The organism is Agrobacterium sp. fls2-241-TYG-188a, from assembly GCF_030209845.1.
Genome location: NZ_JARVRD010000008.1, coordinates 43,419 through 70,300 on the forward strand (window position 1 = coordinate 43,419; position 26,882 = coordinate 70,300).

Consider the following 26,882-nt stretch of genomic DNA (forward strand, 5'->3'; position numbering starts at 1 on the left):
ATCAACGCTTTGCTTGCCTATCCCAGCGATCTATCGCCGGGATGCGTTGCGTCAACTGCCGAGAAAGACTGCAAGTTCTCGCGCGACCGTGTCCGGGTCCTCGCGCTGTGGAAAATGGCCGACATTCTGAAGAACGATACGCTGGAATGGACCGGAGAATTTTTCGTGCAGAGTTTCGGATAGCTCGGGCGGGTTCACGCCGTCTTCCAGTCCCTGAAAGTAGAGTGTGGGTAGCGATAGGGATTTCGTTTCCCAGATTTTGGTTTCCAACCACTTGCTTGCGGGATCGACATCTGCCTCTCCCCATCGCGCCTGATAGCTGTGAAGGGTGACTGCGACCCAGTCTGGATTATCGAAGGATTTCGATACCGCATCGAACGTCGCCTCATCGAACCAGCCGTCAGGACCCCAGTTTTTCCACTGGATGCGAGTAAAGCCGTGTGGATTTTCTGCAATTGCCTCCGCGCCGCGTTTCGTTGCCATGAACCAATGGTACCAGTACCTCTGTGCCTGCTGGAATGATGGAGTTTTCAGTCCACCCATTCGCGGCAGCGAGGATACAAGCGCCATTCGCTCCACACGATCTGACCAGCCGACTGCCAACGCCTCCGTTACGCCAGCTCCCCAATCATGTCCAACGACGGAGAACGTGTCGATTCCCAGACCATCCATCAGAGCGATCGCGTCCATTGCCAGGATTTCGCTGTTGGCAGTTCTCAACGCATCTTCGTTAAGGAAGACACTGCCGCCAAATCCACGAAGGTATGGTGCGATCAATCGCAGATCGTGTTTGGCGAGTCTCGATGACACGTTATCCCACGTCGAAGCATCGTCAGGCCAACCGTGAAGAAGCAGGACGGGTTTGCCATGTTTTGCACCTGCTTCGATGAAGCTGATCCGCATATTTTCGGTATCGACGTGGGGCATACAAGGTCTCCTCTTTTGCCGAGCAACAACGAGACTGCAATTCTGGTTTCGATTGTTTTGCGTTTTAGAACGCGTTCTGCGTGTAAAGTCTTTGGCTGCTAGAGAATTTTGATGGCCGCAGCCAGAGCCTTTGCTTGCCGCTTTGTCTGATCTCTCGTTAGCGAGCGGCCCGTCACCACCATACGCCAGTAGAGTGCCGACGGGATCATATCCAGAGCCATCTCAATATCCACATTTGCGTTGATCTCGCCGCGCGCTATGGCGCGCTGAAGTATAGCGGAGCCTGCGGATCGACGGGCGCGCGCAAGACCGGCTAACGTCGAGACCAGTTCACCTTGACGGGCGGCTTCGGCATAAAGGTCCGGTAATATCCTGCGCACAAGCCGATGCCGAAGTGCACGCCGCATCATGAACAGGTATCCCTCCAGCTCTTCGATCAGGCTATCTCTTTCCGAGACATCGGTTAGGTCCATCCCCAGCTTAGCTATCGCCTCGGTAGCAATCGCGAGCTTCGATGGCCAGCGGCGATAGATGGCAGCCTTGCCTGCACCTGCGCGCGCCGCGACCCGCTCAAGGCTTATTCCGCCATAGCCATAGGATGCCCACTCCTCAAAAAACGCGCGAACCAATGCGTCGGTGAGGTCGGTACGCATGACCGCAGCACCGCTCGGGCTACGTTTTTCTTGGTCGATACTCTTGCGTTCCATCGATTGCACTCCATATATGGACGGAACGATAGCGTTCCATTCAATGGGAGTAAAGCATGATGATCGAGAATGTTGACCTGTTTCCGAGCCTGTCATCTCTCTTGCGAGAGGCGTTGGGCGATCTGGTATCGCCGAACGCAACATCATTTCTCGACATGTGCGCTGATACAATCGTCTTCGAATTTCCCTATGCACCAGAGGGGTTCACAGAGCGTCTCATTGGCAAGGCAGCACTTGAAGCATATCTTCCAACGGTCGGAGATTTGCTGACGATCGAGTCCATGAGTCTTGGCCGTGTTTTCATTTCTTCCAACTCCGATGCCGCCACGGTCGAATTCAGTTGCAAGGGATATTCTAACGAGACAGGCGCACGTTACGATCAGGACTACGTCTCGGTGATCGATTTAAAGGATGGCCTGATCACGCGTTACCGCGATTACTGGAACCCAATCATCCTTCTCAACGCCACGGCGTCGTCGTCATCCGCAGAGGAGGCTGGATAATGGACAACGCTCACAAGATGAATGTTCTTGTGACAGGTGGTACCGGTACAACGGGGCGGTTGGTGGTGCGAGGCCTGAAAGAGCGAGGTATTGCAACGAAAGTCGGCACGCGCAGGCCATCGACCACGGACGAGGTTCTATTTGACTGGCAGAAGCCGGAAAGTGCACGGGCGGCTTTTGCTGGCATGGATGCGGTCTATGTGGTTGCGCCAACGAATACCAGCGATCATGGCTCAGTGGTTTTGCCAGTCCTCGAAATAGCGCGGTCATGTGGAGTTCGGCGCTTTGTTCTCCTAAGCGCATCATCGCTGGAGGCGGGTGGACCGATGATGGGGCAGATCCATGCCTATCTGAAGGACAACGCTTCAGAGTGGACAGTTCTGCGTCCAACCTGGTTCCTGCAAAACTTTTCCCAGAAGCATCATCTAAATACGATCCGCCAAGAGAGCGTCATCTATTCCGCCACAGGATCGGGCAGGGTCGGCTTCATCGACGCAAGCGATATCGCCAGAGCAGCGGTTAGCGCATTGCTCGCGGACCATTCGTGGAACCGCGATTTTATTCTGACCGGTCCTGAGACGTTGTCCTATTCGGATGTTGCATCCAAGCTTACGGACGTTCTGGGAAGAGCGATCCGGCATGTGAATCTGGACGTCGATCAACTTGTCGATCGATACTGCGATGGTGGTTTGGATAGGACCTATGCTGAGACCTTGGCCTTGATGGATAAGTGGATTGAAGACGGGAATGAGGATCGCGTCACTGACAGTGTAGGCACGCTAACTGGAGAATATCCAAATTCGGCGGATGGTTTCATGCGGCAGCACAGCGGGTGCTGGACGTATCTAGTAAAAGGTCAAAAAACCGAATGATCGTTATCTGCCGCTAGTCGGCTTTGACGTAATGACTACACGCAGTTTTGGGGTTCAATCCCTTTCAAGAGCTAACGACAGCACGCTGCAATTTCTGACTTCCGGTCTCGCCCGTAAGGTCGTCACGGCTAAGGCGGACTAGGGCTGCATGCTGTTCTGCCATTTCGACGCTTTCTGCGGTAATTCTGATACCTTATGCACGCGCCATATCGATCATGTCCAACACAAGAACTCTACTGCCGCTGCGTCGTCATCCGGTTTCGGCTCCACTGAGCTGCACAAAAAGAGACACGCCAACTCGAGTATTGGTTCTGCGATTTTGATGCCAAGTAGTGGCAGCTGCCGGCTCTCCGCGACGATGCAATAGCGGAGCGCGGTTCGGAATTTGTGCGCACTGTCAGACGTGTTCAAGCCTGCGCTCCTGCACCAGTTTACTGAAGATTGGTAAAAGCTCCTCCAAAAACCTCTCCCACGCTTTGGGGGCTATGGTCGTGATCTGGGCCGCCAGCAATAAGCGATCGGTATGCTCGTTCTGCCACTCCATATGATCCGCCTACAAAAAGCTCTAGGCCGGGACGATCTTTCAGCGTGATGAGACCTCTCGTTGAGCGTATGAAACCGTTTCCTTCCAAGACGTGAAGCGCGGTTGTGACGCTTGCCCTGCGCACCCCAAGTATGTTCGCCAGACTATCGTGAGTTAAAACGATGTCGTTTCCGATAAGCCTGTCGTGACACATCAAAAGCCATCTCGCCAGACGCTTTTCTATTTTCTGGTGGGTTAGTGAACTAACGGTGGATGCTGTTTGAAGCAGGAGAATGCGGACGTAGCCCATAAAAAGTTTTCCAATGAACCTGTCGTTAGGAAACAATCGCACGAAAGATCCAGCCTCCATGACATAACCCGCTCCCAGGACTAGAACCTCCACACTCACGGGGCAACTGCTGCCGCGCACCTAAATTTCAACGCCTTCCTCGCCGCGTTCCCCATCGACAAACCGCGCTATGTCGTTCTGACGATCATCGACGCGCCGCTGACCGGGGAGAAGGGCGGCAGGCTTGCAGCGTACACGGCGGCCCCCATGGCCAAGGCAATTATTGCTCGTTCAGCGCCGCTTCTTGGCGTCCAGCCACGGTTTGGGGAAGACGATGGAGGCGACAGCCTTCTTGTGAACTACTGAAGATGATTCTCGTAGATAACGTACTCCTTGATTGACGTTTGGCTCTCGAATGGACGTGTTGTTCCGGGTGAGGAAAGCGCATTTTCGATCAGCTCGATCTGGTAGGCCTTTTTGATCGATTGCCCGGTGAAGAATATTCTGTAGATGATCGGGGCAAAGATCATGTCCATAAGGCGGTCGGCCACGGGCACGACTTCTCCACGCTGAGCGCAGCGATCAATCAGACATACGAGGTTTTGATAAACGTAGCCGGCCGCCGCCTGCGCTGCGCGGACGTCGTTGATCCGTTCACGAAACAGGGCGTGACCAGGTCCCGACGAGATGTCATCGACCACTTGCTCAACCCAGATTTCGAGATCTCCGCGGAAGCTTCCAGTGTCCATGGGTATGCTGTCGGGGACTAAGCGCTCGTTGGCGACATCTTCGAGGAGTTTCGAGAGGCTTTCCCACCGCCGATAGATTGTGGATGGCGGAACTTCGGCTCGTTCAGCGATCATTGCTACCGTGATGTCTCGGCCATGATGCTCTTCGAGCAACGCCCGAACTGCGGCGTGAACAGCGATCTGTATCCGTTCGCTTCGTCCGCCAGGTCTTATGAGTGCTCGCGCCACCAGTTGCCTCCACACTTCGAAGTTCAAAGTTTAGAGCGACTAGCACGGGATGGGCGCTTTCGATACCCATGAAGGTAAGCGCTTACTGCCGCACCATGTCGGACTGGGTAGCGAGATGTACAATTATCCAAACAGATCATCGCATCGAAGCACTCAGATCTAAGACCGCTGTCGTTCCCCAGTACCAGGAGTAGACGAGAAACTAGGTTTGACCCTCTAACCCTCCACAGACCCGAAAAGATTGTTGTATATCAGATCATTAGATTAAAAGAGTTGGTAGTCGTCGGTTCGACCCCCTTCAAGAGCTTAGATCGATCGATTGGCCTTCAGAAAGTCCAGAAAGGCCCGCATCCCCGCTCCGATATGGCGGTGTCTGGGATAGTAAAGGCAGAGGCCAGGATAGGGCGGCGTCCACTCGGCTAACGCCTGCCGGAGTCTCCCGTCCGCAAGTGCTTCCTCGGCCATCCATCGCGTGACATAGGCGAGGCCGCAGTCGTCCAGAGCCGCGGCCAGAAGAAGTCGGGACTGGTCGACCACGAGGTTGCCGGTCGTCGCCACGACGACCTCCTCGCCGCGGCGCTGAAACTCCCAGCGATAAATCGACCCGCCCGCCATGCGGAGCTGGATGCACTGGTGAAGCGAGAGATCCGACGGACTATCTAGAAGCGGCGCATTGTCGAGATAGGCGGGCGATGCCACCACGATGTGCTGCTGGTCTGGACCGATCGGGATTGCGACCATCTCGCCGGGGACGAGTTCCGCCGCGCGGATGCCGCAGTCGAAACCTCCTTCGGCGATATCGACCAGTCGCCCTTCGGACCGGATTTCGAAGCGCATTGCCGGCTGCAGCTTCATGAAGCGCGTCAACAGCGGCATTAGCAACTGCTCGGCGGCGTTGGCGTCGCAGTTAATCCGTACAAGCCCGGACGGCGAGGCGGCCTGGTCGTGAAGCTCCTCGACCGCCATTCCGATTTCGCTGAGCGCCGGCATGAGCCGCTCCGCAAGTCTCCGCCCAGGCTCCGTCAGCGAGACGTTCCTCGTCGAACGGTGGAAGAGCTTCACTTTGAGACGTCTCTCCAGTCCGGCGACTGCGTGGCTCAACGCCGACGCCGTCTGGCCCAGAACTCGGGACGCAGCGCGAAAACCTCCGTGCTCGGCCACGGCAAGGAAGGCCGCCAGCTCGCCAGGAGGGAGCAAGCCCACTGTTCGAATTATCTCATCATTGTGTGTAACGGTAGTCATCTAGTTCATGAATGCCATGCGCTTATCTTCGGGACAAGTCAATTACTTAAGGAGGTGGCATGAAAGAGGCCGCGCCCGCTGAGAGAATGGATCACTGAGATGCCGGTGATGATCGAGGGACAACCATGACTTTACCGATACCGTTCGGCTTTTCATCTACTGCCGCCGACGTTCTGGAAGGCGTCGACCTCGCTGGCCGGAACGTCATCGTAACCGGTGGCGCCGCTGGCATCGGGCTGGAGACGAGCCGCGCTCTCGCGGCCGCGGGAGCTGCTGTGACGATTGCAGCCCGCCGCCCGGATAAGGCGGAGAAGGCAGTCGCTGAGCTGAAAACGAGTATGCCCGAGGCTCAACTGCGCGTTCGGCGCCTCGACCTCGCGGATCTGTCTTCCGTGCAGGAATTCTCGGAGAACTGGAACGAGCCTTTGCACTTTCTCGTCAACAATGCGGGCGTCATGGCCATTCCGGAAATCCAGCGGACTGCGGAAGGACGGGAGATGCAGTTCGCGACGAACTATCTGGGGCACTTCGCACTCACGCTAGCGCTGCGACGGCATCTAGCCAAGGCAAATGGTGCCCGCGTCGTTTCCGTCGCCTCGACTGGCAACCTGTTCGCGCCCGTGTTCTGGGACGATCCGGACTTCCGCTTCATTCCATACGATCCGCTACTTGCCTATGGGCAATCGAAGACAGCCTGCATCCTGCTGTCCGTTGGGATCGCCAAGAACTGGGCCAGCGACGGGATAACGTCCAACGCGCTCAATCCCGGAGCGATTGCCACGGGGCTTCAGAAGCACACCGGAGGCCTGCGAACCCCCGAGCATTTGCGCAAGACAATAGAGCAGGGAGCAGCCACGTCGGTGCTGCTGGCGGGTTCGCCGCTCGTCGAAGGCATTTCCGGTAGATATTTCGACGATTGCCGGGAGGCCCCAGTCGTTGACGAGCGCGGAGCTGGGCCCTTCAAAGGCGTGGCGAGATACGCCGTTGATGAGGACAACGCGGACCGGCTCTGGGAGATGGCGACGCGGATGCTGGGATTGCCTCTGTGAGCGGAACACCCTGTCGACCTGTCCGGACCGGCAGGGTGTTCGTCGAGCGATGACCGGACGTTGATCAGGCCTTGGCCGCCACCGAAAGCCGGAATGGCGCGCCCAAGCGGTTGAAGGCGTTCATTGCGGCGATCGTGATCGTCAGATCGACGAGATCCTTCGGTTCGAAGGCGGCTACCGCTGCGGCATAGGCCTCATCGGAGGCATGGGTCTGGCTGACATTCGTGACTTCTTCAGCCCAGGCCAGTGCTGCTCGTTCCTGCTCGCTGAACAGGTGAGGCACCTCGTCCCAGACAGGAACTAGCGTGATCTTATCGACGGACATCGTCTTGCGCAGATCGCGACTATGCATGTCGATGCAATGGGCGCAGCCGTTGATCTGCGACACGCGCAGGAAGACGAGATGAATCAGCTCTTCAGGCAGGTTCGTTTTCTTGGTGACGTAGTGATGGACGCCGAAGAGCGCCTTGGCACCCTCGGGGGCGACTTCGGACCAGTTCATGCGGGACATATTGTTTTCCTTTCTCGTAGACACGGTTCTCCGTTCGCCGGAGAAACCGTCGTTGCTCGTGCTAGGTGAGGGGTAGTCTGGTAGGTAGCGCTACGGCTTGCGCGGCGTCGTCAGGGCGGTGTCATCAGTATCGACGACGAAGACCGCGAGCAGTTTCGCCTGCTCGGTCTTGCTGGCGTTGGCGCTGACGTCGTGGCGGTCGCCCGGCAGCTCTGTGAAGTTCTGACCGGCGATGAAGGTCTTCGTCTCGCCACCGTTCACGGCGCTCAGGATCGCGCCTTCGAGAACCGTCGCATAGATCAAGGCGGATTTTGCATGCGTATGAGCGGAACTGTAGCCGCCGGGGCCGTACTCGACGAGCACGCCCTTGACGCTCTTGCCTGGAACGTCCGGGAGGGGATGCTCGTAAACCAGCGTCACCTTTGCGTCCTTCGTGTCGTACACAAGTCCAGGCTTGACGACGTCATGAGCGGAAGCTGTGGCCAGAGAGACCGCAAGTGCCGTAGCGGCATAGAATATGGCCTTCATGATTCTTTCCCTCCTATGTTCTGAGCCACTTGGCGATCGTGATCGCGCCCTTGATGTAGTCTCCGCCGGGAACCAGTGAGCCGGCGACAACGGGAGCGCCGAAGTAGTCGACGGCCTCGTCGGCTTTGACCGGACGAGCGTCGCCCCTGGCATCGAGATAAGTCCGGATGAAAGATTCGAACGGTCCCCGTTCAGGTCCGGCAAGATCGACGGTTCCGTTCCTCGGCCCGCCGAGCGCGGCCTCCACCAGAGCAGCGGCGACGTCGTCGGCCGCGATCGGCTGGAAGTCGATATCCGGCACTTTCACCACGCCGTCGGCCGCATAAGCGCCTGCCAGGGTCTCGATGAACTCATGGAACTGCGTCGCGCGGACGATGGTGTACCCTTGGCCCGACGCCGCGACGGTTTCCTCCTGCGCCACCTTGCCGGCCATGTAGGGATTGGCCGCGAGCTGATCGGCGTTGACGATGGAAAGGACGACGTGGTGGCGTACGCCCGCGGCCTTTTCTGCGCTCGTCAGGTTGCTGCTCGACGTTCCAAAGAAGTCGGTTATCACAGTCTTGTCGGACGACATCATGTTGGAAACGTCGATGACGGCGTCTGCGCCCGCAAGGGCTTCGGCCAGTCCTTCGCCCGTGTAGGCATTGATCCCGTTGCGGGAGCTTGCGGCGACGGCTTCGTGGCCGGCGTCCCGCAGCAGTTTCACTGCCTTCGAGCCGATCAGGCCCGCGCCGCCGATGACGGCGACCTTCTTTAACGTACTCATTTCTGCTTTCTCCTATGACGAGGCACGATTGCCCGTCTTGCGTTCGTGGAGTTTCAGGAAGGCGCATCCGCGGGCGGCGATCCCGCCGTCGTCGTCTGCGCCGAGATCCGCCAGAAGGTCCGCGACGGACACCTTGGCGAGTTCGGCGCGATACGCTTTCTCGGCTTTCAGCATCGCGACGTTGATCTGGCAGGGTTTTGTGAAATAGCGCTGCGGAAGAGGGTTCGGCCCTCGCTGGCGGATTTCGGCGCACCGGAAGGCAGCCGCCGGTCCCTCTACCGCGAGGACGATATCCAGGAGGCTGATATCCTTCGGGGCCTTGGCCAGCCGATAACCACCCTTAGGCCCCGGCGTCGTCGCGACGATCCCGGCGCCTGACAGCGCCTGCAGGTGCTTCAGCAGATAGCTCGTCGACACGCCGTGGAGTTCGGCCAGTGCTGCAGCCGACAGCACGCCGTCTTGCGACAGCCCCGCCAGGAATGCCGTGCAGTGGATCGCCTGTTCGACGCCTTCGCTCAGTTTCATCTTGCATCTCCTAATCGTGGATATAAAATGTCTATGATTAGGACAGCTGTCAATCCCCGATCACGTAGACCGGTCCAAAATCGGAATATGAGATCAGAAAACGGAGTTTCGACGCCTTGGTGCCTCGCCATAGTCAAGACGCTCGCAGGAGCAGAACAACAACAAAGGACGACGAATGACCACCAAGCTCGCACTCTCCTCGACGCCGGAAGGCATCGTCCCGGCGCTTCTCGCCCATCTGAACTCGCTCGACGTCGAGACCATGCTCGGCTTCTACGACCCGGAAGGCTTGATCGTGGACGCCGCAGGCGTCGCTCACGTCGGCAAGGAGGCGATCGGCAAGGAGCTCGCAAAATACTTTAGTCTCGGCCTTCAGATGTCGATCACGCAACGTCACCTGTTCGTGGCGGGTGACGTCGCGTCCCTTATCCTCGACTGGTCCTATATCGGCACGGCGCGGGACGGCACGAAGATCAACATGGTGGCGACCGCAACGGACATCGCCCGCCGTGGCCCGGATGGGCTCTGGCGCTATCTGATCGACAACCCGTTCGGCTCGATGCAGAGGAGCGCCGGCTGATGACGGATGCCGCGGAAGTTCTGACCGAAGCGACAGCGCTCGCATTCCGCGGCGTCCTCACAACCGGCGTCTACTGCAGGGCGACCTGCATCTCCCGTCCTCCCCGGCCAGAGAACATGCGCTGGTTCGGGTGCGTCTTCGACGCACAAAGAGCAGGCTTTCGCCCGTGCCTGCGATGCCGTCCCGACGACGAGAAATTTGCAAGGAGGAATGCCGATCTCGTGGCTGAGGCGTGCAAGCTGATCGATGCCGGCGACAGCTCGCCCACTGTGGCGGCTCTCGCACATGCGCTCGGCGTCAGTGAGGGGCACTTCCACCGGACGTTCCGCGCACACACTGGAATGACCCCGCGAGCATACATGCTCGAGAGGAGGGCTCAACTCGTCCGGGAAGGACTAAAACCGGGCAGGTCCATTACGTCGACGTTCTATGACGCAGGATACGGTTCCAGCGGACGGTTCTACGCGGTATGCAGCCGCGCGCTCGGAATGGCCCCGGCAGACTACAGGGCAGGCGGGCGCAGGGAAACGCTGCACTTTGCAGTCGGCCAGACATCGCTTGGTGCGATCCTGGTTGCTTCGAGCGACAAGGGCGTTGCGGCAATTCTCCTTGGGGATGATCCTGCCGCCCTCCTGACAGATCTTCAGGATCGATTTCCAAATGCGAACTTTGTCGGAGGGGACGAACGATACGAGGACACCGTCGCTAAGGTTGTTGGAATGGTTGAGCGCCCGGAGGTCGGCTTCGACTTGCCGCTCGACCTGCGTGGGACTACCTTCCAGCGTCGCGTCTGGCTTGCGTTACGAGATATTTCTCCGGGCGAGATCATCAGCTATGAAGATCTCGCTGCTAAGGTCGGACGTCCGAAGGCGGGTAAGGCTGTAGCCAGTGCCTGCGCGAGCAATCCTCTCGCCATCGCTATTCCCTGCCACCGTGTTGTAAGAAAAGATGGAGCGTCATTCCGCTATACCTGGGGAATTGAGCGGAAGGCTGAGCTGCTGCGAAGAGAGGAACGGCATTAAATCTAAATCGTGTTCTCGCAAAACTGCGCCGCGGTGGTTTACCCGATTGTGGAGTGCTCCTGCCGAGCGAAACGGCTAATGGGTTACACCAGACCGTCTTGCTCCACCGGCTCGCCAGATTTCGATACGATTGACGATCCGTAGGGCTCACGTGACAGGATGATGAGCGCATCGTTTGGTAGTGGGCGGGCGAGGTGCTTTGCTTCGTCCCACGGCGCCCGCATCCTGATATCGGTTTCTTCCCTCGTCTGCAGCAGGACAGGCATGGCCTTCTCGTGGACTGGCTTGACGATTGCGTTTGCATCCGTGGTCAGAAAACCATAGAGATCGTCGGTCGTGAGCCCGTCCCTGACTTTGCGAACGCTTTTCCATTGCGGCACGTGGATACCGGCGAAGAACATCAGCGATTTTGCCTTGTTGCGCGCAAACCATGCATTGGGCACATTGCCACCGTCCTCTTTGCTTGCCGGATCCGGCTCGGCGAAGCTGGTGACCGGCACGAGACACCTGTGCTCGACGCCGAACCATCTCGTCCAGTGAGGCAGGTTGAGCTTGCGAACATTGGTCACACCACGGTCGGGCTCCATGCGAATGAGTTCGTCCATGTCGACGGCCTTGCCTTTGGCCTTCAGTTTCTCCGCTCGAGCTTCCGCAGCCTTCTTCTGCACGAAAATCGGTGAGGGCAAGCCCCAGCGCGCATGCACAAGCTGCGTCTTTCCGTCAGCCGTGTTGCGGACGATAGGCCCCAGCTGGTCGGGATTCATCTGATACGCCGGCATCAGGTTGATCAGGCTCTCGGCATCCTGGGCCCATTTCGACACCCAGTCCTTGTCTTCCCGCGATAAAGATTGCACATGGCAGCAATTCCTCCGTTGCGACCGAATGCAGTTTGACGGTTGAGTTCCGCCTGAGACGCTAGTCGAGCCTGTAAACGTCGGCATTGTCCTGACGTTCCCGCAGGCCCTTGTAGGAGGCATGCCGCAATTTGCCGTCTCCGGTCCACGCCCGGAACTCGATCTCGGCGATTAAGGTCGGATCGACCCAGACAATGTCTGATTTTTCGGGAAAGGGTAAAGGCGGCTGCTTTCGTTTCCAGCGCAGCCTGTCCAGCATCTTGCGCAGTCTGGTCATCTCGGCTTCCTTGAATCCCGTGCCGACGCTCCCGACATGGACGAGATCGTGGCCGCCGTAGGCAGCAAGCACCAGTGAGCCAAACCCACCCGGCGATGCCGCCGACGGTTCATAGCCGACGACCATGAACGCTTCGCTCTCGATGCATTTGATCTTCACCCAGTCGCCGGTGCGACCGGAACGATAGGGCTGATCCAGATGCTTGCCAACGATGCCTTCAAGACCAAGGCTGCGGACATGCTCCAACAGGACGTTGGGGTCAGCGTCGAGTGTTTCCGATAGACGGACGGCGCCGTCATTCGCCTTTATCGTATCCTCGAGAAGATGCCGGCGTGATCGGTATTCCATCTCCCGCAGATCGTGGCCGTCGAGGTACATAAGATCAAAAGCGTAGAGGACGGCTTCAGATGCTCGATTTCCGGCCGCCTTGCCCGAAGCCCCCAACGACTTCTGCAGCAGGCCGAAATCCGGCCGCCCTTCCTCGTCCAGCACCACCGCCTCGCCATCGATGATCATCGTTGCCGGGCCAAGCGCTCGGGCAGCCTGTTCGATCGCCGGAAACCGGTGCGTCCAGTCATGACCCCCGCGGGTAAGGATGCGCACACCTGTCGGCTCGATGTGGACCGCCAGCCGATAGCCGTCCCATTTCAGCTCCCAGCTCCATTGATCGCCTTGTGGCGGATGGGCCTTCAATTGCGCAAGCGTCGGCTCGAGGCGGTCGGGCATCGGATCGAACAGAAGCTGTGGCTGTGCAGGATTACGCTTCCGATGCGGCTTTGAGCGGATCGGGGCTTCGATATCACGAAGGAGCGGCTTTGATCTCGGTGGCTTCGTCATTCCGAGAGTTCAGCACGAAAACCTTAAGAAGATTGTGACGCCGCTCATCTATCCCCGCTATCCACGATTCGGAGCTCGACACGAGGGGAGTTCGGTAAAAATTCTTGTTATCCATAAATCCTTGAATCCTTTTCGAATCTTCGGTTTTGCTAATAGTTGGATAATATTCCTCAACCTTGTGGTGCTTGACTCTTTTGCATCACAAGAACAAACAATGAACAAATAGCCCGTGCGACATGATGTCGATCCTTTGAACACGACCTTGAAGGGAGCCGTGAACGATGACTGCTGCCCGTTCCCCCAGGGCTCCTGGAGGGGTCTTGGATGTGATCTGCGACTTGCGTGAACGCATCGCCTCTATGGAGGGCGCAGCCGCGAAGCGGGCCGGAACGCTCGCTTTCGGTGTCCCCGAGATCGATGCGGCCCTGCCTGGCGGGGGTCTTGCTTATGGAGCTCTGCATGAGTTTGCGGGCGGCGGATCCGGTACGGTCGATGGTGCAGCAGCCGCGCTTCTTGTGGCCGGCATTGCCGCGCGAACCAAAGGCCCCGTCATCTGGTGTCTGACGAGGCCGGATCTGTTCTTTCCGGCGCTTGCCCAGGTCGGCCTCCATCCCGACCGCGTCATCTTCGTCGAGTCCGACAAGGAGGAGGGCTTGTCCTTCGGTGGGCTCGGCGCTGTCGTCGGCGAGCTCGTTCGCCTGCCGATGGTCAGCTCCCGCCGCCTGCAACTGGCCGCCGAGCGAACCGGGACGATGGCGCTTGGCGTTCGGCGATGGCGGCGGCAGACGGAGGCGAATGATTTTGGCCAGCCGACGGCGTCGACAACCAGATGGCGGGTGAGTGTGATGCCGTCCGAGGAGCTGCCGGTACCGGGGGTGGGCAGGCCTCAGTGGTTTTTGGAATTGATGCGCGTGAAAGCGGGTGAGTGTGCTGAGTTTCTCGTGAGAGCGTGTGATGACAAGGGTCGTATCCATTTATCTTCCGGATCTGCCGACGGATCGCATTCGTCGAGCCGATCCGTCCATTCCGCCTGAACGGCCCATCGCCGTGATCGCAAAGAGCGGTTCGAAACGGTGGGTTTCGTCTGCGGATGCAAACGCCCGAAAGGCAGGCGTGCATATCGGCATGGCAGCAGCAAAGGCACAGTCGCTGTTTCGCGGTCTGATGATGGTGGACGCAGACGATGAAGCTGATCGAGCCGCACTCGAACGCATCACGCTTTGGGCGCTGACAGTCTATTCGCCGATCGTCGCTGTTGATGGAGTTGATGGTATTGTCATGGACACCGAGGGTGCAGACCATCTTCAGGGTGGTGAGTTGCCCATGGTCACGAAAATTGCCAACCAGTTTCTTGCCAAAAAACTTACCGCCCGTGTGGCTGTTGCCGATAGCTGGGGTGCTGCCCACGCCTGCGCCCGCGCGATCAACCGCGAGACGATCGTCATTCCACCCGGTGAAACCGTCCGCGCCGTCGAGAAGCTGCCGATTGCACTTCTGCGCCTGCCGGCAAAAATCGTGAGCGATCTGCGTATCCTTGGTTTCCAGACGGTCGGTGAGCTCGCCAATACACCACGCGCCCCACTGACACTCCGCTTTGGTCCAGAGGTCGGACGTCGTCTCGACCATATCTTTGGCCGCATTGCCGAGCCGATTGAACCCATCCGTACTCCGGAACTGGTCGAAGTCTCGAAAGCTTTCGCCGAACCGATCGGGGCGGCGGAGACAATCGACAAATATGTCGGGCGGCTTGTCGTGCAACTGGTCGATGAGCTACAGAAGCGCGCCCTTGGGGTGCGCCGTGCAGATCTTATCGTCGAGAAAGTCGATGGTACGCGTCAGGCGATCCGGGCGGGTACTGCCAAGCCTGCGCGCGACATCGCCTGGCTGACAAAACTGTTTCGGGACCGGACGGAGAAGATCGAGCCGGGCTTTGGGATCGAGAAGCTGACGCTCGTGGCCGTTCTGGCCGAGCCTATGGAGGAGGTGCAGAGAGCCTCTGCTCTGATTGAGGATGACATCACCGATGTGACGCCGCTGATCGACATCTACGGAAACCGGGGGGCAAAGGGTCTACCGCGTAGCGCCTGTTGCCTCCGACGTGCCGGAACGCTCCGTCCAACGGATCAGCCCCGTCGCTGAACCGATCGCCGTTGCCTGGGTCAGCCATTGGCGCCGGCCGGTTCGGCTTTTACCACGCCCAGAACCGATCGAGGCGATCGCGCTGATGCCGGACCGGCCGCCGGTCTCGATCGTCTGGCGCGGCAAGCGCCGCAAGGTCAAGCGTGCCGATGGACCGGAACGCATTTTTGGGGAGTGGTGGCAGCGCGATGCAGAGATGGAGGCGGTGCGGGACTACTTTGTCATCGAAGACGAAGCAGGTGAACGCCTGTGGGTGTTCCGCTCCGGCGACGGGGTGGATCCTGAGACCGGGAGCCACCGATGGTTCTGTCACGGGATTTTCGCATGAGCTATGCGGAGCTGCAGGTCACGACCCATTTTTCCTTTCTGCGCGGCGCATCCTCGGCGCAGGAACTGTTCCAGACCGCCAAGATCTTGGGGATCGAGGCACTCGGCGTCGTTGATCGCAACTCGCTGGCCGGAATCGTCAGGGCCCTAGAAGCCTCGCGTGCGACAGGCGTCAGGCTTGTCGTCGGCTGTCGTCTCGATCTGGCTGACGGCATGTCTCTGCTGGTCTATCCCATCGATCGTCCCGCCTATTCACGTCTGACGCGGCTGATCACACTCGGCAAGTCGCGCGGCGGCAAGAACAACTGCATTTTACATTGGGACGATGTCATCGCCTATTCGGAAGGCATGGTCGGCATTCTCGTACCGGATCTGCCGGATGATCTCTGCGCGATCCAGCTTCGCAAGATGGCTGAAGCGTTTGGCGATCGCGCCTATGTTTCGCTCTACCTGCGTCGGCGACCGAACGACCAATTGCGCCTGCATGAGATTTCCAACATGGCGGCGCGGTTCAAGGTCAGAACCGTCGTCACCAATGACGTGCTGTTTCATGAGCCGGGCCGGCGGCAGTTGCAGGACATCGTTACCTGCATCAGGCATAACACCACGATCGACGATGTCGGCTTCGAGCGCGAACGCCATGCCGATCGATATCTGAAGCCTCCGGAAGAAATGGCTCGCCTATTTCCGCGCTATCCGGATGCCCTGGCGCGAAGCATGGAGATCGTGCGGCGCTGCACGTTCTCGCTTGAGGAACTGACCTACCAGTACCCGGAGGAAGCCATTGTGCCGGGCAAGGATGCGCAGGCCTCGCTGGAGCATTATGTCTGGGAATGCGCGCCTGACCGTTATCCGGAAGGCCTGCCACCGGATGTTCTAAAGACCGTTCGGCACGAGCTCGATCTTATCCGCACCATGAAATACGCGCCGTATTTTCTGACGGTGTTTTCGATCGTGCGCTTTGCGAGAAGCCAGGGCATTCTCTGCCAGGGCAGGGGATCGGCGGCCAACAGCGCCGTCTGCTATATTCTCGGCATTACCTCTATCGATCCCTCGACCAACGACCTCCTGTTCGAGCGTTTCGTCAGCCAGGAGCGCGACGAGCCGCCGGATATCGATGTCGACTTCGAGCATGAACGGCGCGAGGAGGTCATACAGTGGATCTACAAGACCTATACCAAGGACAAGGCGGCACTCTGCGCGACCGTCACCCGCTACCGGGCCAAGGGCGCAATCCGCGATGTCGGCAAGGCGCTCGGACTGCCGGAGGACGTCATCAAGGCGCTGTCATCAGGCATGTGGTCCTGGTCGGAGGAAGTGCCCGACAGAAACATCCGGGAACTCAACCTCAACCCGGACGACCGGCGCTTAGCGCTCACCCTGAAACTGGCGCAGCAGCTGATGGGTGCGCCACGCCACCTTGGCCAGCATCCAGGAGGATTTGTCCTCACCCATGACCGGCTGGACGATCTCGTACCGATCGAGCCGGCGACGATGAAGGACCGCCAGATCATCGAATGGGACAAGGATGACGTCGAGGCGCTGAAATTCATGAAGGTGGATGTGCTCGCACTCGGCATGCTCACCTGCATGGCAAAGGCGTTTCATCTCATCCGTGAGGATAAGGGGGAGGATCTCGATCTGTCTACGATCCAGCAGGAAGACGCAGCCACCTACGCAATGATCCGAAAAGCCGATACGCTTGGGACCTTCCAGATCGAAAGCCGCGCGCAGATGGCGATGTTGCCGCGTCTGAAACCCCGCACCTTCTACGATCTGGTCGTGCAGGTGGCGATCGTCCGGCCCGGTCCTATCCAGGGCGACATGGTGCATCCCTATCTTCGCCGCCGCGAAGGCAAGGAGCCGGTAGAGTATCCCACACCCGAGCTTGAGGCCGTGCTCGGCAGGACGCTGGGCGTGCCGCTGTTTCAGGAGAGCGCCATGCGCGTCGCCATGGTCTGCGCCGGTTTTACCGGTGGCGAGGCCGACCAGCTGCGCAAGTCGATGGCCACCTTCAAGTTCACCGGCGGGGTCTCCCGCTTCAAGGAAAAACTCGTCTCCGGCATGGTCAAGAACGGTTATTCGGCGGAGTTCGCCGAAAAGACCTTTTCCCAGCTCGAAGGTTTCGGCAGCTACGGTTTTCCGGAAAGTCACGCGGCATCTTTTGCGCTGATCGCCTATGCATCGAACTACATCAAATGCCATTATCCGGATGTCTTTTGCGCGGCGCTTTTGAACAGTCAGCCGATGGGTTTTTATGCTCCAGCCCAGATCGTCGGTGATGCGATCAAGCATGGCGTCGAAGTGCGACCTGTGTGCGTCAACCGCTCGCGCTGGGACTGCACTCTGGAAAAGATCGGCAGCATTGATCGGCATGCTGTCCGGCTGGGTTTCCGGCAGGTGAGGGGACTGGCAGTTGCGGAGGCGGCGCGGATCGTTGCAGCGCGCATGAACAATGCGTTCGCCTCAGTCGATGATATGTGGCGGCGTTCAAGTGTCCCAACCGAAGCGCTTGTCCAGCTGGCGGAGGCCGATGCCTTCCTGCCATCGCTCAAACTCGAACGACGCGATGCGCTCTGGGCGATCAAGGCGCTGCGCGACGAGCCGTTACCGTTGTTTGCAGCCGCCGCCGAACGCGAGGCGATGGCAATTGCCGAGCAGCAGGAGCCGGAGGTAGTGCTTCGGCAGATGACGGACGGCCATAACGTCATCGAGGACTACAGCCACATCGGGCTCACTTTGCGCCAGCATCCGGTCGCCTTTCTGCGCAAGGACCTGTCGGCACGCAATATCATCACCTGTGCCGAGGCGATGAATGCCCGGGATGGCCGATGGGTTTACACCGCTGGACTCGTGCTGGTGCGGCAGAAGCCGGGATCGGCCAAGGGCGTGATGTTTATCACCATCGAGGACGAAACGGGACCGGCCAACATCGTTGTCTGGCCATCACTGTTTGAAAAGCGACGACGTGTAGTACTGGGATCCTCGATGATGGCGATCAACGGACGGATTCAGCGGGAAGGGGAGGTCGTCCATCTCGTCGCCCAGCAACTATTCGATCTTTCAGGCGATCTGGTTGGCCTTGCCGATCGAGATACGGAGTTCAGGCTGCCGGCTGGTCGCGGCGATGAGTTTGCCCACGGCGGCGGCGGGCCGGATTCACGCGATCGGCTAAAGCCCGTTGTCCCGCGGGACATGTTCATTCCGGATCTTCATATCGAAACGTTGAAGGTGAAGGCGCGGAACTTTCAATGATTTACGATTGGGTACTGTCGGCCGACGGTTCGATTCAGCTCAAGGCGACACATGCTCCGGGTAAGCGGCTGTTAGCCGATCTAAAAACGACCCTTCACGTCGTAAAGGTCTGACCCCAATTACGGGCTCGCTCTGCTCGAACAAAGTATCGAGTTCCAAGCAATTTTTGATGCGTGATGCAGCTCTAGACAGCGTTCTCATTGCTCATCCTTGCATGATACCTACGAGGCGAGCAGCCCATGATACGCTTGAAGGCGGTGCTGAAAGCGCTGTCAGAGTCGTATCCGACCGCCACGGCGGCTGAGGCAATTGTTCTGTGTGGCAGCCTTAGAGCATCGGCGGCTAACATCATGCGCCAGCGCGTCAGATATTCCATCGGACTGGCGCCGACGCTCGCCTTGAAGCGGAGCGCAAAGATAGTGCGCGACATGCCAGCGATCTTGGCCATTGCCGCGACGCTCCATCGATCAGCTGGTTTCGCATGCAGAGCTGCGATGACCGCTGCGACGGGTGGGTCAGCTAACGCCGAAAGCCATCCAACACGTGTGCCGTCCCGCGCTGTGAGGTGCTGGCGCAGTGCCTGGATCAGTATCAAATGGGAGAGGTGCTCAACGAGAAGATCGCTTCCTGCTCTAGGTGTACGCAGCTCCGCCATCATCCGGTCCAGCGCCCAGCGCATCGCGGTCTGATCTGTTTGGTCGTTGATATGGACAACCGGTGGAAGCATGCCGAGCAGCAAACTCGAATCCGGAGTGTCGAAACCGAAATGTGCGGCACAGACGAAGCAAGTGCCTCCCTTCTCATAGATAACGACTTCGCCATTGCTTCGGCCAGCGAAGAAAACAGCGGCATCCACGGATGTGAGGCCTTGTTTGCTGCAAATGCGAAACGGACGACCGCTCGGCAGCAAGACGCAATCCCCGGCTTTGAGTCGGAGCGGCGTGGCGCCGTCCTCCAGCGTCAACCAACACGCACCTTCCAGCACCGCATAGCAGTACAGCCCCTCATGCGGTGGAAACCGGATTGAAAGGTCGCCTCCCACATCGGTGGCGCCGGTCTCCAGTCGACGAGGCTTCAGTATGGTCAGGATGTCGGACAATGGATCCATGTTTCGAACGATCTCGAAGATTTCTAGTCTGAACGAGCATAGATGGTTCGCAAAGGGAGGGGTAGTCTTTGGAAAATGTAAAATCAAAGGAAATCCCATGCCTACGTCCCTCGTTTTGTGGTTGCAGGAATGCTGCATCTTAGGAAAGCTATGAAAACGGTGCATGTATCTAGATCGCGCTTGGGCCTGTTCGTCTGGGCGTCCACGGCAACGATCTCAACCGTGGTGGCGCTGTTTTCCTATCGCTATCTTGCGGGCCAGGGGCCGGTTCCCCAAAATATCGCTGCCAACCGGCAGTTCGATCCGTGGATTGCTGTGCACGCGGCCGGCGCTGCTACAGCACTGCTTCTCGGACCGTGGCAATTTTGGCCGGGACTGAGGGCGCGGTGGCCATTTTTGCACAGGTGTATCGGGCGCCTTTACGTCTCCGGCTGCGCCAGCGGTGGCCTAGCAGCGCTGGTGCTGGCGACGGGACTGTCCTCGGGTCCCGTGGCTGGTGCGGGTTTCGCTGCCCTCGGCTTGGCGTGGCTGATGACGACGGGTCTTGCAGTACGCGAGGTTCTTGTCGGCCGTATTGTATCGCACCGGCGCTGGATGATCCGGTCCTTCGCGCTCACGCTCTCAGCAGTGACGCTTCGTATCTACCTGCCGCTCTCGGACGTTTTTAACATCGAATTTCTGATTGCCTATCGCACCATCGCGTGGGCCTGTTGGCTGCCGAACCTTCTGCTCGCGGAGCTCTATCTCTGGCGTCGTCCGACAAGCGTTCTGGTCGCTCATTCCATGACACCTTCCAAGGGGTAACTAAATGCGTATCTTCATCACGGGGGCCACCGGTTTTATCGGCCCTGCGCTCATCGAGCATCTGTCGGCAAAAGGCCACGAGATCGTCGGATTGGCCCGTTCAAAGACATCAGAGCGTCGATTGAACTCTCTGGGCGCGCGTCCGCTTGCAGGGAGTATCGTCGATCTCGATATTCTCCGTAGAGGGGCTGCCGAGGCCGATGCGGTCGTCCATCTCGCCTACAGCTTTTCGCCGGGCGACCTACCGCGCCGGCGCTTGTTTGGCGCTCTCCTCGGGGGATGGCCCGGCAACACCGTCGCGAGAATGATGCAGGCGATAACGGCCACGAACGAGGCAGCCATCGATGCTCTGGCCGCGGCGTTGGCTGGATCCGCACGCCCGATGGTGACGGCGTTCGCTACTATGGGCGTGGCCGGCCCCCAGGCGCGCGCGCCGAACGCCTTGCTGTGGAAACCGATTTGCCCGATCCCCGCTCGCCCGGTCACGTTCGTGCTGTTAGCGAGGCCTTGGTGAGGCAATGGGCGCAGCGTGGCGTGCGGGCATCCTTGGTTCGGCTCGCGCCGTCAGTGCACGGTCGGGGCGACAGCGGATTAATTCCGCAACTCGCGACAGCTGCCCGTAAGAATGGTGAGGTGCTCTATGTCGGAGACGGCTCAAATCGATGGAGTGGAGTACATATCGGCGATGCCGTCTATCTCTTCGAGCTGGCGCTTGAAAAGGGACGGGCGGGGGGTGTTTATCACGGCGCAGCAGAGGAGGGGGTCACATACAAGCAGATTGCTGAAATCATGGCCAAAGATCTCGGTCTTCCAGTCCGATCCGCAACATCGCTGCAAGCCAAACGCCAGTTCGGCTTCCTGGCGCCCTTTGTGGGAGTCGATAACCCCGTTGACAGCCAGCGGACACAGCAAGAACTCGGCTGGCGGCCGGTTGGCCCCGCATTGATCGACGATCTAGAAGGATTGCATTATTTCGGCGAAGTATAAACCGTTCAGTAGTGTCGAGCGCTAAGAAAGAAAGAGCCGGGCAAAGCCGCCGCCCGGCTCCATTGCTCCAACGAGGACGATCAGAAACTCAAGATGATCTTTCCACGCGCTCTGCCAGATGCCTGGCGATCGAAAGCTTCTGTGAAAGAGGTGATGGGGAAGACAGCGTCGATCAGGGCTGAATGGCCCTTTGCGCCCATCGCCTTGCCCAGATCCGAGAGCCGTTTTGCGTTCGATGTGTGGAACACGAATGCACCTTCGACCTTGTGAGCTGCCGCCAGTGCCTGATCGGGCGGAGACACGGTGGAAAGCAGCTTGCCGCCACTGCGCAACACCTCGAAAGAGCGCTGTTGTGTCTCCCCGCCGATCGTGTCCAGCACCACATCGATGTCCGAAACCTTGCGCGTAAAATCCTCGGATCGATAGTCGATGACGTTATCGGCACCCAGGTCGCGCGCGATCTCTACACCGTCTCCCGAGGCGGTGGCGATGACCCGCGCGCCAAGCCCTCTGGCGAACTGGATGGCGAAACTACCGACACCCCCGGTACCTGCATGCACAAGGGCGGTCTGGCCGGCCTGAAGATCCGCCATCTCGACAAGTGCCTGCCAGGCTGTTCCTGCGGCGGTCGGCAATCCGGCCGCGCTGTTGAAGTCCAGATCTTGAGGAACAAGCGCCAGTTGATCTTCGGGAACGATGGCGTAGTCCGCGAAAGCGCCACCCTTCGTCGGATCGAGCCGCGCCATGACCCGATCGCCTGTCCGCCACCGCGAGGTCAGTGAACCCGTTTTCTCGATCGTGCCAGCGAGATCCGTGCCCATGGCCGATGGGAAGGTGAGCGGGAAGTAGGCGTGCACCTGACCGCGCCGCAGCTTGACGTCGAGCGGGTTGAGGGCTGCGGCTGCAATGCGGACCAGCACCTCTCCGTCTTTCGGCTCAGGGATAGCGGCGTCCTGCAGAACAGGGGTTTGCTCATAGTCTGAAAGAATGATCTGTTGCATTGTCAGCTCCTAGTTCTTGAAAGGCCAGGCACCCATCTGGGCAAACCAGCCCATCCAGTCTTCCATGTGCCAGGTATGGGTAATCCGGCCGTTCTCGAAGGCATGGAACTCATGGATCGGGAGCGAGAATTCGTGGCCGGTCGGGGCAACCCCAAACCAAACTCCGACGTGGCGTCCGGATATCACGGCGCGGACCGCTGCCTTGTCTGGCCCGCCGATCACATCGACGATCTCGATATTGAGTTCAGCGAACGCCTCGGAGAAAGCGGCGATCATAGGCTTGAACCCATCCCGGCCCGCCGCTTGGCCCGGCGCAAGCGGAATGTCCTGCCAGTCCGCGACGACGCTTTCGTCGAGAAGGGAAGGGTTTCCTTCAAACGCTTTGTAGAAGGTGCGAAGCGTCTGTAGATCTGCGGTACTTATCCCGCTGTATGGTGGTTGTTCGTTGCTCATATCAATCTTTCCATGTTGATGATGAGCAACGTACGTCACGCGATTTCATCGTTGAAATCGATATTAGGTATGCTGTAACATCCACCGCATGGATTTACATGGTATCGATCTGAACCTCCTTGTGGCCTTCGACGCTCTTATGGCCGAGCGGAGCGTGACGCGTGCAGGAGTAAGGATCGGGCGCACACAGCCGGCGATGAGTGCAGCACTTTCCCGTCTGCGTGCTCTCTTGCGGGATGATCTGTTTATTCGTGGCCCAGACGGGTTGCAGCCGACGCCGCGCGCGCTCGATCTCGCCGAACCTCTCGGCCATGCGCTGGCAGAAATCCAACGAACTCTGGAGTTCACGCAGGTCTTCGACCCCTCTAAGTCAACCGTCACATTCTCGATCGGCCTTTCCGAGCACGCGGCGTTTATCGTCCTGCCGAAACTACTTGCTCTCCTGCGAACTCAGGCGCCGGGTATCGTTTTACGGATCCGCAACTTCGACCATCGCGACGCGGTCCTCTCGCTTCTGGATTCTGGGGAGGCAGATCTAACCGTCGGCGTGCCGCACACGACGGCAGGTCGTATCCTGAGCGAACGACTGTTCGAGGAGAGTTTCGTCTGCGTCCTCCGCAAAGACCATCCGCAAGCAGACGCAAAGCTAACGCTCGACTCGTTTCTCCAGATGTCGCATCTTCTGGTTTCTCCGGAAAACGAGCGTTTCGGGATGGTCGATGCCGCGCTCTGCAAGCTGGGGCTGCGACGGCGCCTTTCGCTGACGCTCCCGCAAATGTACGCCGCGCCGCCGCTCGTTGCGTCGTCCGACCTGATAGCGACGCTGATGAAGGGCGTCGTCGAAGCTTCCGGGTATCGCGAACAGCTTCACGTCCTGAAGCCGCCATTGGAACTTGGAACGGCAAAGTTCGACATGGCATGGCATAGGCGCAACGACGTTCACCCCGCACAGCGCTGGCTGCGTGAGGTGATCGGGTCACTCTTTGAAAAGGCCGACTCCTAGACTGGCCTCTGCCAGAAAGGTTAGACATGCGCGGGGGTAGCTCGCCTCAATCCTGGTCGCGCAGCTGGCGCGCCGCGCGCGCCCAGTCTTCGACGTGATATGTTCGGGAAACTCTGCCATCTTGAACTTCGTGGACATCGATGGTCATGATCCGGAAGGCGTGGCCGGACTGGGCGACACCGAGAAACTCACCGACCGGTGTTCCCTGAGCTTCGCTGCGAACAACGATCCTGTTCCCCATCGTGACAACATCCCGGATTTCGAACCTGAAATCCGGTACCTTGGCGATCCGGGCGCTCCATCTCGCGATCGTCGCTTCGCGGTCATCGCAGGCGTTGGTAGAATCGCAATTCTGCCAATCCTTTGTCGTGCCGCTTTCAAGATAAACGCGCACATCCGCGGCTGACGCCGCGGTGAGTGCGTTATAGACAGGCCGCACGACCTCGATCGCCTGCTCGACAGATAAACTGTCCTGTGTAGCAGGAGATGGCGTTGCCAACGCGATGACCAAGCCGGCGGTTTGGAGGATGTCGCTCATGGGTATGTTCCTATGGAAAGTAAGGTCTGCTCGCGATTGCGTGGTCGGGTTCAGACTATGGACGCTTGGGCCTCATCAGGTCGGCTATCCCAAGTCTCTCGAAGAACGAAAGCTGCCTGGCGCCGATCAAGGCTTCGATCTCGTCCGTCCCTTTGGCCTGAGGGTCGATCGAAATCCTGAACGGTTTCTCTCCGAACGGAAGCTCGAGAACATCCTTTACCGCCTTGCCAACGGATTCGACTGTCAGACCGAGGCCTTTGTCGGCATCCAGCGCCTCAAGCGCTTTGCCGAGGCCGCATAGTCGATCCGGAAGCTCACCGTATTGGCTGACGACGGCAAGGCTCTCCGGTCCGTGTGCGTCCGCGAAATGTTCTGTTCCTGACGCGAACGCGCCGGGCACGACGATGACACTCTCGATGCCAAAAGGTGCCGCTTCGAAGCTCATTGCTTCAGCCAGGGCCTCGCCCGCCGCTTTGCTGGCAACATAGGGACCGATGAAGGGCTCATGGATGCGCGAAGTCGTGCTCCCAATATAGACCAGAACGCCTTCTTTCTGCCGGCGCATGATCGGCAGCGCGGCCCGGTTCACCCGAAGCCAGGAGATCGCGTTAGTGTCTAGAATCCTTGCCATTTGCGCAGGCGTGAAGGCTTCGGCAATGCCGACCATCAGCATGCCCGCATTGTTGACGACCACGTCGAGACGACCGGTCTCCAGCAAGACCTGATCGAACGCTGCTCTTATGCTCTCCTCCGACAGGACGTCGAGCTCAAGCGCGCGCAGGTCGATTTTCTTCTCCTCGGCAAACCGCGCAATCTGCTCGACACGGTCCCGGTTTCGCTCCTTGAGAGATCGCATCGAAGCATAGACAATGTGGCCCGCGATGGCGAGCGCGTCGGCGACGGCGCGACCGATACCGGATCCCGCGCCGGTGACGACGATGACTTTCTGAGACATAATATTTTTCCTTAAGCCAAGCCGCCATTGGCGCGCACGACTTGGCCATTGACCCATCCTGCTGCGTCAGACAGAAGAAATGCGACGACTTCGGCTATGTCCTGCGGTTGCCCGAGGCGTTTGAAAGGTGCTGCGCCCGCCATGCGATCGATCTCGGTCTGGCTCTTGCCCGTGACGAACAAATCCGTTTCGACTGGACCGGGAGCCACGGCGTTGACGGTAATCCGCCGACTTCCAAGCTCCTTGGCAAGCACGCGCGTCAGAGCCTCGATGGCGGCTTTCGTCGCGTTGTAGATGCCGTAGCCTGGAGGGTTGAGGGCAAGCGTCGTGCTGGAGATGCTGACGATCCGGCCGCCGTCGACAATCCGTCGCGCAGCTTCGCGCAACCCGTTGATTGTGCCACGAAGATTTATGTCGAGTTGTTCCGACAGCCCCGCGTCGTCGAGGTCTTTGATCAGCGACGGTTTAAAGACCCCCGCACTGCTGACAAAGGCGTTGACGTGTCCGTAAGCATCCTCCGCCTGATCGAAAAGATCCTTCATTTCGGACGCTGATGAAACGTCGGCGCGAACCGCGTCGGCACGCCCGCCACGGCCGCCAATCTCCGCGACGACAGATGCGGCTTCATCATGATTGTTGGCGTAGTTGACGACGACGTTCCAACCCTGTGCTGCAAGGAGGACGCAGGTGGCGCGACCGATCCCGCGCGATCCACCTGTGACGATAACTGTATTCTCCATGGCATATGCCTCCTTCAGGTCTGATATTCAGCCACTCTAGGGAAGCGAAATGCCAACTTGAAATCGACTTAACGTATGGGCGACAATCCACGCCGTTGATAATGGTTTCGACCAGGGATCCATTTCATCGGGGCAGGCTCATCGCCAGCGAGACAATCGCCAACTGCAGTGGAGTTGATGCCCGGAACGCGCGAGGCGTCGAACGGTGCGTGAAAAGCAAAGTCCGCACCAATCTATCGAGGGTCTTGCGTTGGCAGGTAGTGATGAAGTCGCAGGGTCCGGATTTTGCGAGATCACATTAATAGGTCGTGTTCGGGTTCGACCGAAGCCGGCGAGCCTACGAGGGGATCAAGACGAGCAGGATGGAGGCGATCAGGTTGAAACAGGGCTCTCAGATCGAGCGTTGCCCCTCATTCTCACGTGGCCCGGTCTAGCGGGCTCTTCGCCTCCAACCGCGCTGACACGGACAGTGTTTCCAGATTTCCTCGCGCCGATTTCCACGCGGCCCGGTCGTCCATGAACGCAAGCCGGAGATAGGCGAGCGTGACCTCACGAATGATCGCAATCCGCTTAAGGTATTCGA

At 58.9% G+C, this 26,882-nt stretch carries 27 protein-coding genes and 4 pseudogenes; 13 read left to right on the forward strand and 18 right to left on the reverse strand.

Annotated features, from left to right (window positions below; all coding sequences use genetic code 11):
- Positions 1 to 51: 51 nt before the first annotated feature.
- The gene (locus QRN85_RS20695; protein WP_113100137.1) at positions 52 to 927 is read right to left on the reverse strand and encodes an alpha/beta fold hydrolase; all 876 of its coding nucleotides are present in this window, start codon (positions 925 to 927) and stop codon (positions 52 to 54) included.
- A gap of 98 nt (positions 928 to 1,025) precedes the next feature.
- A complete protein-coding gene (locus QRN85_RS20700) occupies positions 1,026 to 1,634 on the reverse strand; it encodes a TetR-like C-terminal domain-containing protein (protein WP_112963832.1) in 609 nt (202 codons plus the stop codon).
- Between the two features lie 56 nt (positions 1,635 to 1,690).
- On the opposite strand from QRN85_RS20700, the gene QRN85_RS20705 reads away from it, so the two are divergent.
- Both QRN85_RS20705 and QRN85_RS20710 read left to right on the forward strand, forming a co-directional pair.
- On the forward strand, positions 1,691 to 2,137 hold the full coding sequence (locus tag QRN85_RS20705) for a nuclear transport factor 2 family protein (protein ID WP_284759938.1): 447 nt from the start codon (positions 1,691 to 1,693) through the stop codon (positions 2,135 to 2,137).
- Positions 2,137 to 3,009, forward strand: a complete 873-nt coding sequence (locus QRN85_RS20710) for an NAD(P)H-binding protein (RefSeq protein WP_284759939.1) — start codon at positions 2,137 to 2,139, stop codon at positions 3,007 to 3,009. Before QRN85_RS20705 ends, QRN85_RS20710 begins: the two co-directional genes overlap by 1 nt.
- Before the next feature lie 397 nt (positions 3,010 to 3,406).
- Here QRN85_RS20710 and QRN85_RS20715 read toward each other — a convergent pair whose 3' ends face one another.
- Positions 3,407 to 3,553, reverse strand: coding sequence for a hypothetical protein (locus QRN85_RS20715; protein WP_284760085.1), 147 nt, complete (start codon positions 3,551 to 3,553; stop codon positions 3,407 to 3,409).
- A 31-nt stretch (positions 3,554 to 3,584) separates the two neighbouring features.
- A pseudogene (locus QRN85_RS20720) lies at positions 3,585 to 3,902 on the reverse strand (Crp/Fnr family transcriptional regulator); the annotation flags it as partial.
- Positions 3,903 to 3,953: 51 nt separating this feature from the next.
- On the opposite strand from QRN85_RS20720, the pseudogene QRN85_RS20725 reads away from it, so the two are divergent.
- Positions 3,954 to 4,187, forward strand: a pseudogene (locus tag QRN85_RS20725) (penicillin-binding protein 2); the annotation flags it as partial.
- On the opposite strand, the gene QRN85_RS20730 reads toward QRN85_RS20725, so the two are convergent.
- Complete coding sequence (locus QRN85_RS20730; protein WP_162723492.1) at positions 4,181 to 4,798, reverse strand: TetR/AcrR family transcriptional regulator; 618 nt, start codon at positions 4,796 to 4,798, stop codon at positions 4,181 to 4,183. The pseudogene QRN85_RS20725 and the gene QRN85_RS20730 overlap by 7 nt on opposite strands.
- A 306-nt stretch (positions 4,799 to 5,104) precedes the next feature.
- A complete protein-coding gene (locus QRN85_RS20735) occupies positions 5,105 to 6,040 on the reverse strand; it encodes a LysR family transcriptional regulator (protein ID WP_502870814.1) in 936 nt (311 codons plus the stop codon).
- Between the two features lie 125 nt (positions 6,041 to 6,165).
- Here QRN85_RS20735 and QRN85_RS20740 point away from each other — a divergent pair, with 125 nt between their 5' ends.
- The gene (locus tag QRN85_RS20740) at positions 6,166 to 7,089 is read left to right on the forward strand and encodes an SDR family NAD(P)-dependent oxidoreductase (protein ID WP_284759941.1); all 924 of its coding nucleotides are present in this window, start codon (positions 6,166 to 6,168) and stop codon (positions 7,087 to 7,089) included.
- Positions 7,090 to 7,153: 64 nt separating this feature from the next.
- Here the strand turns inward: QRN85_RS20740 and QRN85_RS20745 are convergent, their stop codons facing one another.
- The 4 genes from QRN85_RS20745 to QRN85_RS20760 all read right to left on the reverse strand — a co-directional run bounded on the left by QRN85_RS20745 (position 7,154) and on the right by QRN85_RS20760 (position 9,419).
- Entirely contained in the window at positions 7,154 to 7,600 is a 447-nt protein-coding gene (locus QRN85_RS20745; RefSeq protein ID WP_284759942.1) for a carboxymuconolactone decarboxylase family protein, read from the reverse strand.
- A 90-nt stretch (positions 7,601 to 7,690) separates the two neighbouring features.
- Entirely contained in the window at positions 7,691 to 8,128 is a 438-nt protein-coding gene (locus QRN85_RS20750; protein ID WP_284759943.1) for a cupin domain-containing protein, read from the reverse strand.
- A 13-nt stretch (positions 8,129 to 8,141) separates the two neighbouring features.
- Positions 8,142 to 8,894: an SDR family oxidoreductase gene (locus QRN85_RS20755; protein ID WP_284759944.1), complete on the reverse strand. Its 753-nt coding sequence runs from the start codon at positions 8,892 to 8,894 to the stop codon at positions 8,142 to 8,144.
- Positions 8,895 to 8,906: 12 nt separating this feature from the next.
- Positions 8,907 to 9,419 carry an RrF2 family transcriptional regulator gene (locus QRN85_RS20760; RefSeq protein ID WP_113237180.1) on the reverse strand — a complete coding sequence of 171 codons (513 nt, stop codon included), beginning with the start codon at positions 9,417 to 9,419 and terminating at the stop codon, positions 8,907 to 8,909.
- Positions 9,420 to 9,594: 175 nt separating this feature from the next.
- Between QRN85_RS20760 and QRN85_RS20765 the strand changes: the two genes are divergently transcribed.
- Positions 9,595 to 9,999, forward strand: coding sequence for a YybH family protein (locus QRN85_RS20765; protein WP_113237179.1), 405 nt, complete (start codon positions 9,595 to 9,597; stop codon positions 9,997 to 9,999).
- Positions 9,999 to 11,021, forward strand: a complete 1,023-nt coding sequence (gene ada / locus QRN85_RS20770; RefSeq protein WP_113237178.1) for a bifunctional DNA-binding transcriptional regulator/O6-methylguanine-DNA methyltransferase Ada — start codon at positions 9,999 to 10,001, stop codon at positions 11,019 to 11,021. Before QRN85_RS20765 ends, ada begins: the two co-directional genes overlap by 1 nt.
- 83 nt (positions 11,022 to 11,104) lie before the next feature.
- Here the strand turns inward: ada and QRN85_RS20775 are convergent.
- Together QRN85_RS20775 and ligD are read right to left on the reverse strand one after the other, a co-directional pair.
- Positions 11,105 to 11,877: pseudogene (locus tag QRN85_RS20775) on the reverse strand (SOS response-associated peptidase family protein).
- Between the two features lie 59 nt (positions 11,878 to 11,936).
- Entirely contained in the window at positions 11,937 to 12,989 is a 1,053-nt protein-coding gene (gene ligD / locus QRN85_RS20780; protein ID WP_113327666.1) for a non-homologous end-joining DNA ligase, read from the reverse strand.
- A 281-nt stretch (positions 12,990 to 13,270) separates the two neighbouring features.
- Between ligD and QRN85_RS20785 the strand changes: the two genes are divergently transcribed.
- From QRN85_RS20785 to QRN85_RS20795, 3 genes and pseudogenes are all read left to right on the forward strand, one after another.
- Positions 13,271 to 14,023, forward strand: a complete 753-nt coding sequence (locus QRN85_RS20785) for an ImuA family protein (protein WP_284759945.1) — start codon at positions 13,271 to 13,273, stop codon at positions 14,021 to 14,023.
- Positions 13,944 to 15,456 (forward strand): annotated as a pseudogene (locus QRN85_RS20790) (Y-family DNA polymerase). The gene QRN85_RS20785 and the pseudogene QRN85_RS20790 overlap by 80 nt, the downstream one beginning before the upstream one ends.
- Positions 15,453 to 18,710, forward strand: coding sequence for an error-prone DNA polymerase (locus tag QRN85_RS20795; protein ID WP_284760064.1), 3,258 nt, complete (start codon positions 15,453 to 15,455; stop codon positions 18,708 to 18,710). The pseudogene QRN85_RS20790 and the gene QRN85_RS20795 overlap by 4 nt, the downstream one beginning before the upstream one ends.
- Positions 18,711 to 18,894: 184 nt before the next feature.
- Here the strand turns inward: QRN85_RS20795 and QRN85_RS20800 are convergent, their stop codons facing one another.
- Positions 18,895 to 19,818: an AraC family transcriptional regulator gene (locus QRN85_RS20800; RefSeq protein ID WP_502870820.1), complete on the reverse strand. Its 924-nt coding sequence runs from the start codon at positions 19,816 to 19,818 to the stop codon at positions 18,895 to 18,897.
- 150 nt (positions 19,819 to 19,968) lie between these two features.
- On the opposite strand from QRN85_RS20800, the gene QRN85_RS20805 reads away from it, so the two are divergent.
- Genes QRN85_RS20805 through QRN85_RS20815 form a run of 3 tightly spaced genes read left to right on the forward strand, consistent with a single transcriptional unit; the run spans position 19,969 to position 21,609 of the window.
- Positions 19,969 to 20,622 carry a DUF2306 domain-containing protein gene (locus QRN85_RS20805; protein WP_284759947.1) on the forward strand — a complete coding sequence of 218 codons (654 nt, stop codon included), beginning with the start codon at positions 19,969 to 19,971 and terminating at the stop codon, positions 20,620 to 20,622.
- A gap of 4 nt (positions 20,623 to 20,626) precedes the next feature.
- On the forward strand, positions 20,627 to 21,136 hold the full coding sequence (locus QRN85_RS20810; protein ID WP_284759948.1) for an NAD-dependent epimerase/dehydratase family protein: 510 nt from the start codon (positions 20,627 to 20,629) through the stop codon (positions 21,134 to 21,136).
- Entirely contained in the window at positions 21,133 to 21,609 is a 477-nt protein-coding gene (locus tag QRN85_RS20815; RefSeq protein WP_284760065.1) for an NAD-dependent epimerase/dehydratase family protein, read from the forward strand. Before QRN85_RS20810 ends, QRN85_RS20815 begins: the two co-directional genes overlap by 4 nt.
- Positions 21,610 to 21,689: 80 nt before the next feature.
- On the opposite strand, the gene QRN85_RS20820 is transcribed toward QRN85_RS20815, so the two are convergent.
- Together QRN85_RS20820 and QRN85_RS20825 are read right to left on the reverse strand one after the other, a co-directional pair.
- Positions 21,690 to 22,610, reverse strand: a complete 921-nt coding sequence (locus QRN85_RS20820; RefSeq protein ID WP_284759949.1) for an NADP-dependent oxidoreductase — start codon at positions 22,608 to 22,610, stop codon at positions 21,690 to 21,692.
- A 9-nt stretch (positions 22,611 to 22,619) separates the two neighbouring features.
- Positions 22,620 to 23,063 carry an ester cyclase gene (locus QRN85_RS20825; protein WP_284759950.1) on the reverse strand — a complete coding sequence of 148 codons (444 nt, stop codon included), beginning with the start codon at positions 23,061 to 23,063 and terminating at the stop codon, positions 22,620 to 22,622.
- An 88-nt stretch (positions 23,064 to 23,151) separates the two neighbouring features.
- Between QRN85_RS20825 and QRN85_RS20830 the strand changes: the two genes are divergently transcribed.
- Positions 23,152 to 24,066 (forward strand): LysR family transcriptional regulator, encoded by a 915-nt coding sequence (locus QRN85_RS20830; RefSeq protein ID WP_284759951.1) that lies wholly within the window; start codon positions 23,152 to 23,154, stop codon positions 24,064 to 24,066.
- A 46-nt stretch (positions 24,067 to 24,112) separates the two neighbouring features.
- On the opposite strand, the gene QRN85_RS20835 is transcribed toward QRN85_RS20830, so the two are convergent.
- Genes QRN85_RS20835 through QRN85_RS20845 form a run of 3 tightly spaced genes read right to left on the reverse strand, consistent with a single transcriptional unit; the run spans position 24,113 to position 26,299 of the window.
- On the reverse strand, positions 24,113 to 24,604 hold the full coding sequence (locus tag QRN85_RS20835; RefSeq protein ID WP_113218634.1) for an ester cyclase: 492 nt from the start codon (positions 24,602 to 24,604) through the stop codon (positions 24,113 to 24,115).
- Positions 24,605 to 24,659: 55 nt separating this feature from the next.
- A complete protein-coding gene (locus QRN85_RS20840) occupies positions 24,660 to 25,559 on the reverse strand; it encodes an SDR family oxidoreductase (protein WP_284759952.1) in 900 nt (299 codons plus the stop codon).
- An 11-nt stretch (positions 25,560 to 25,570) separates the two neighbouring features.
- Complete coding sequence (locus QRN85_RS20845) at positions 25,571 to 26,299, reverse strand: SDR family oxidoreductase (RefSeq protein WP_113218636.1); 729 nt, start codon at positions 26,297 to 26,299, stop codon at positions 25,571 to 25,573.
- Between the last annotated feature and the right edge of the window lie 583 nt (positions 26,300 to 26,882).

What these genes read in the sequence shown, in the direction of transcription:
- QRN85_RS20695 (WP_113100137.1), bottom strand. Translation starts at nt 927, where the DNA reads ATGCCCCACGTCGATACCGAAAATATGCGGATCAGCTTCATCGAAGCA.
- QRN85_RS20700 (WP_112963832.1), bottom strand. Translation starts at nt 1,634, where the DNA reads ATGGAACGCAAGAGTATCGACCAAGAAAAACGTAGCCCGAGCGGTGCT.
- QRN85_RS20705 (WP_284759938.1), top strand. Translation starts at nt 1,691, where the DNA reads ATGATGATCGAGAATGTTGACCTGTTTCCGAGCCTGTCATCTCTCTTG.
- QRN85_RS20710 (WP_284759939.1), top strand. Translation starts at nt 2,137, where the DNA reads ATGGACAACGCTCACAAGATGAATGTTCTTGTGACAGGTGGTACCGGT.
- QRN85_RS20715 (WP_284760085.1), bottom strand. Translation starts at nt 3,553, where the DNA reads ATGGAGTGGCAGAACGAGCATACCGATCGCTTATTGCTGGCGGCCCAG.
- QRN85_RS20735 (WP_502870814.1), bottom strand. Translation starts at nt 6,040, where the DNA reads ATGACTACCGTTACACACAATGATGAGATAATTCGAACAGTGGGCTTG.
- QRN85_RS20740 (WP_284759941.1), top strand. Translation starts at nt 6,166, where the DNA reads ATGACTTTACCGATACCGTTCGGCTTTTCATCTACTGCCGCCGACGTT.
- QRN85_RS20745 (WP_284759942.1), bottom strand. Translation starts at nt 7,600, where the DNA reads ATGTCCCGCATGAACTGGTCCGAAGTCGCCCCCGAGGGTGCCAAGGCG.
- QRN85_RS20750 (WP_284759943.1), bottom strand. Translation starts at nt 8,128, where the DNA reads ATGAAGGCCATATTCTATGCCGCTACGGCACTTGCGGTCTCTCTGGCC.
- QRN85_RS20755 (WP_284759944.1), bottom strand. Translation starts at nt 8,894, where the DNA reads ATGAGTACGTTAAAGAAGGTCGCCGTCATCGGCGGCGCGGGCCTGATC.
- QRN85_RS20760 (WP_113237180.1), bottom strand. Translation starts at nt 9,419, where the DNA reads ATGAAACTGAGCGAAGGCGTCGAACAGGCGATCCACTGCACGGCATTC.
- QRN85_RS20765 (WP_113237179.1), top strand. Translation starts at nt 9,595, where the DNA reads ATGACCACCAAGCTCGCACTCTCCTCGACGCCGGAAGGCATCGTCCCG.
- ada (WP_113237178.1), top strand. Translation starts at nt 9,999, where the DNA reads ATGACGGATGCCGCGGAAGTTCTGACCGAAGCGACAGCGCTCGCATTC.
- ligD (WP_113327666.1), bottom strand. Translation starts at nt 12,989, where the DNA reads ATGACGAAGCCACCGAGATCAAAGCCGCTCCTTCGTGATATCGAAGCC.
- QRN85_RS20785 (WP_284759945.1), top strand. Translation starts at nt 13,271, where the DNA reads ATGACTGCTGCCCGTTCCCCCAGGGCTCCTGGAGGGGTCTTGGATGTG.
- QRN85_RS20795 (WP_284760064.1), top strand. Translation starts at nt 15,453, where the DNA reads ATGAGCTATGCGGAGCTGCAGGTCACGACCCATTTTTCCTTTCTGCGC.
- QRN85_RS20800 (WP_502870820.1), bottom strand. Translation starts at nt 19,818, where the DNA reads ATGGATCCATTGTCCGACATCCTGACCATACTGAAGCCTCGTCGACTG.
- QRN85_RS20805 (WP_284759947.1), top strand. Translation starts at nt 19,969, where the DNA reads ATGAAAACGGTGCATGTATCTAGATCGCGCTTGGGCCTGTTCGTCTGG.
- QRN85_RS20810 (WP_284759948.1), top strand. Translation starts at nt 20,627, where the DNA reads ATGCGTATCTTCATCACGGGGGCCACCGGTTTTATCGGCCCTGCGCTC.
- QRN85_RS20820 (WP_284759949.1), bottom strand. Translation starts at nt 22,610, where the DNA reads ATGCAACAGATCATTCTTTCAGACTATGAGCAAACCCCTGTTCTGCAG.
- QRN85_RS20825 (WP_284759950.1), bottom strand. Translation starts at nt 23,063, where the DNA reads ATGAGCAACGAACAACCACCATACAGCGGGATAAGTACCGCAGATCTA.
- QRN85_RS20830 (WP_284759951.1), top strand. Translation starts at nt 23,152, where the DNA reads ATGGATTTACATGGTATCGATCTGAACCTCCTTGTGGCCTTCGACGCT.
- QRN85_RS20835 (WP_113218634.1), bottom strand. Translation starts at nt 24,604, where the DNA reads ATGAGCGACATCCTCCAAACCGCCGGCTTGGTCATCGCGTTGGCAACG.
- QRN85_RS20840 (WP_284759952.1), bottom strand. Translation starts at nt 25,559, where the DNA reads ATGTCTCAGAAAGTCATCGTCGTCACCGGCGCGGGATCCGGTATCGGT.
- QRN85_RS20845 (WP_113218636.1), bottom strand. Translation starts at nt 26,299, where the DNA reads ATGGAGAATACAGTTATCGTCACAGGTGGATCGCGCGGGATCGGTCGC.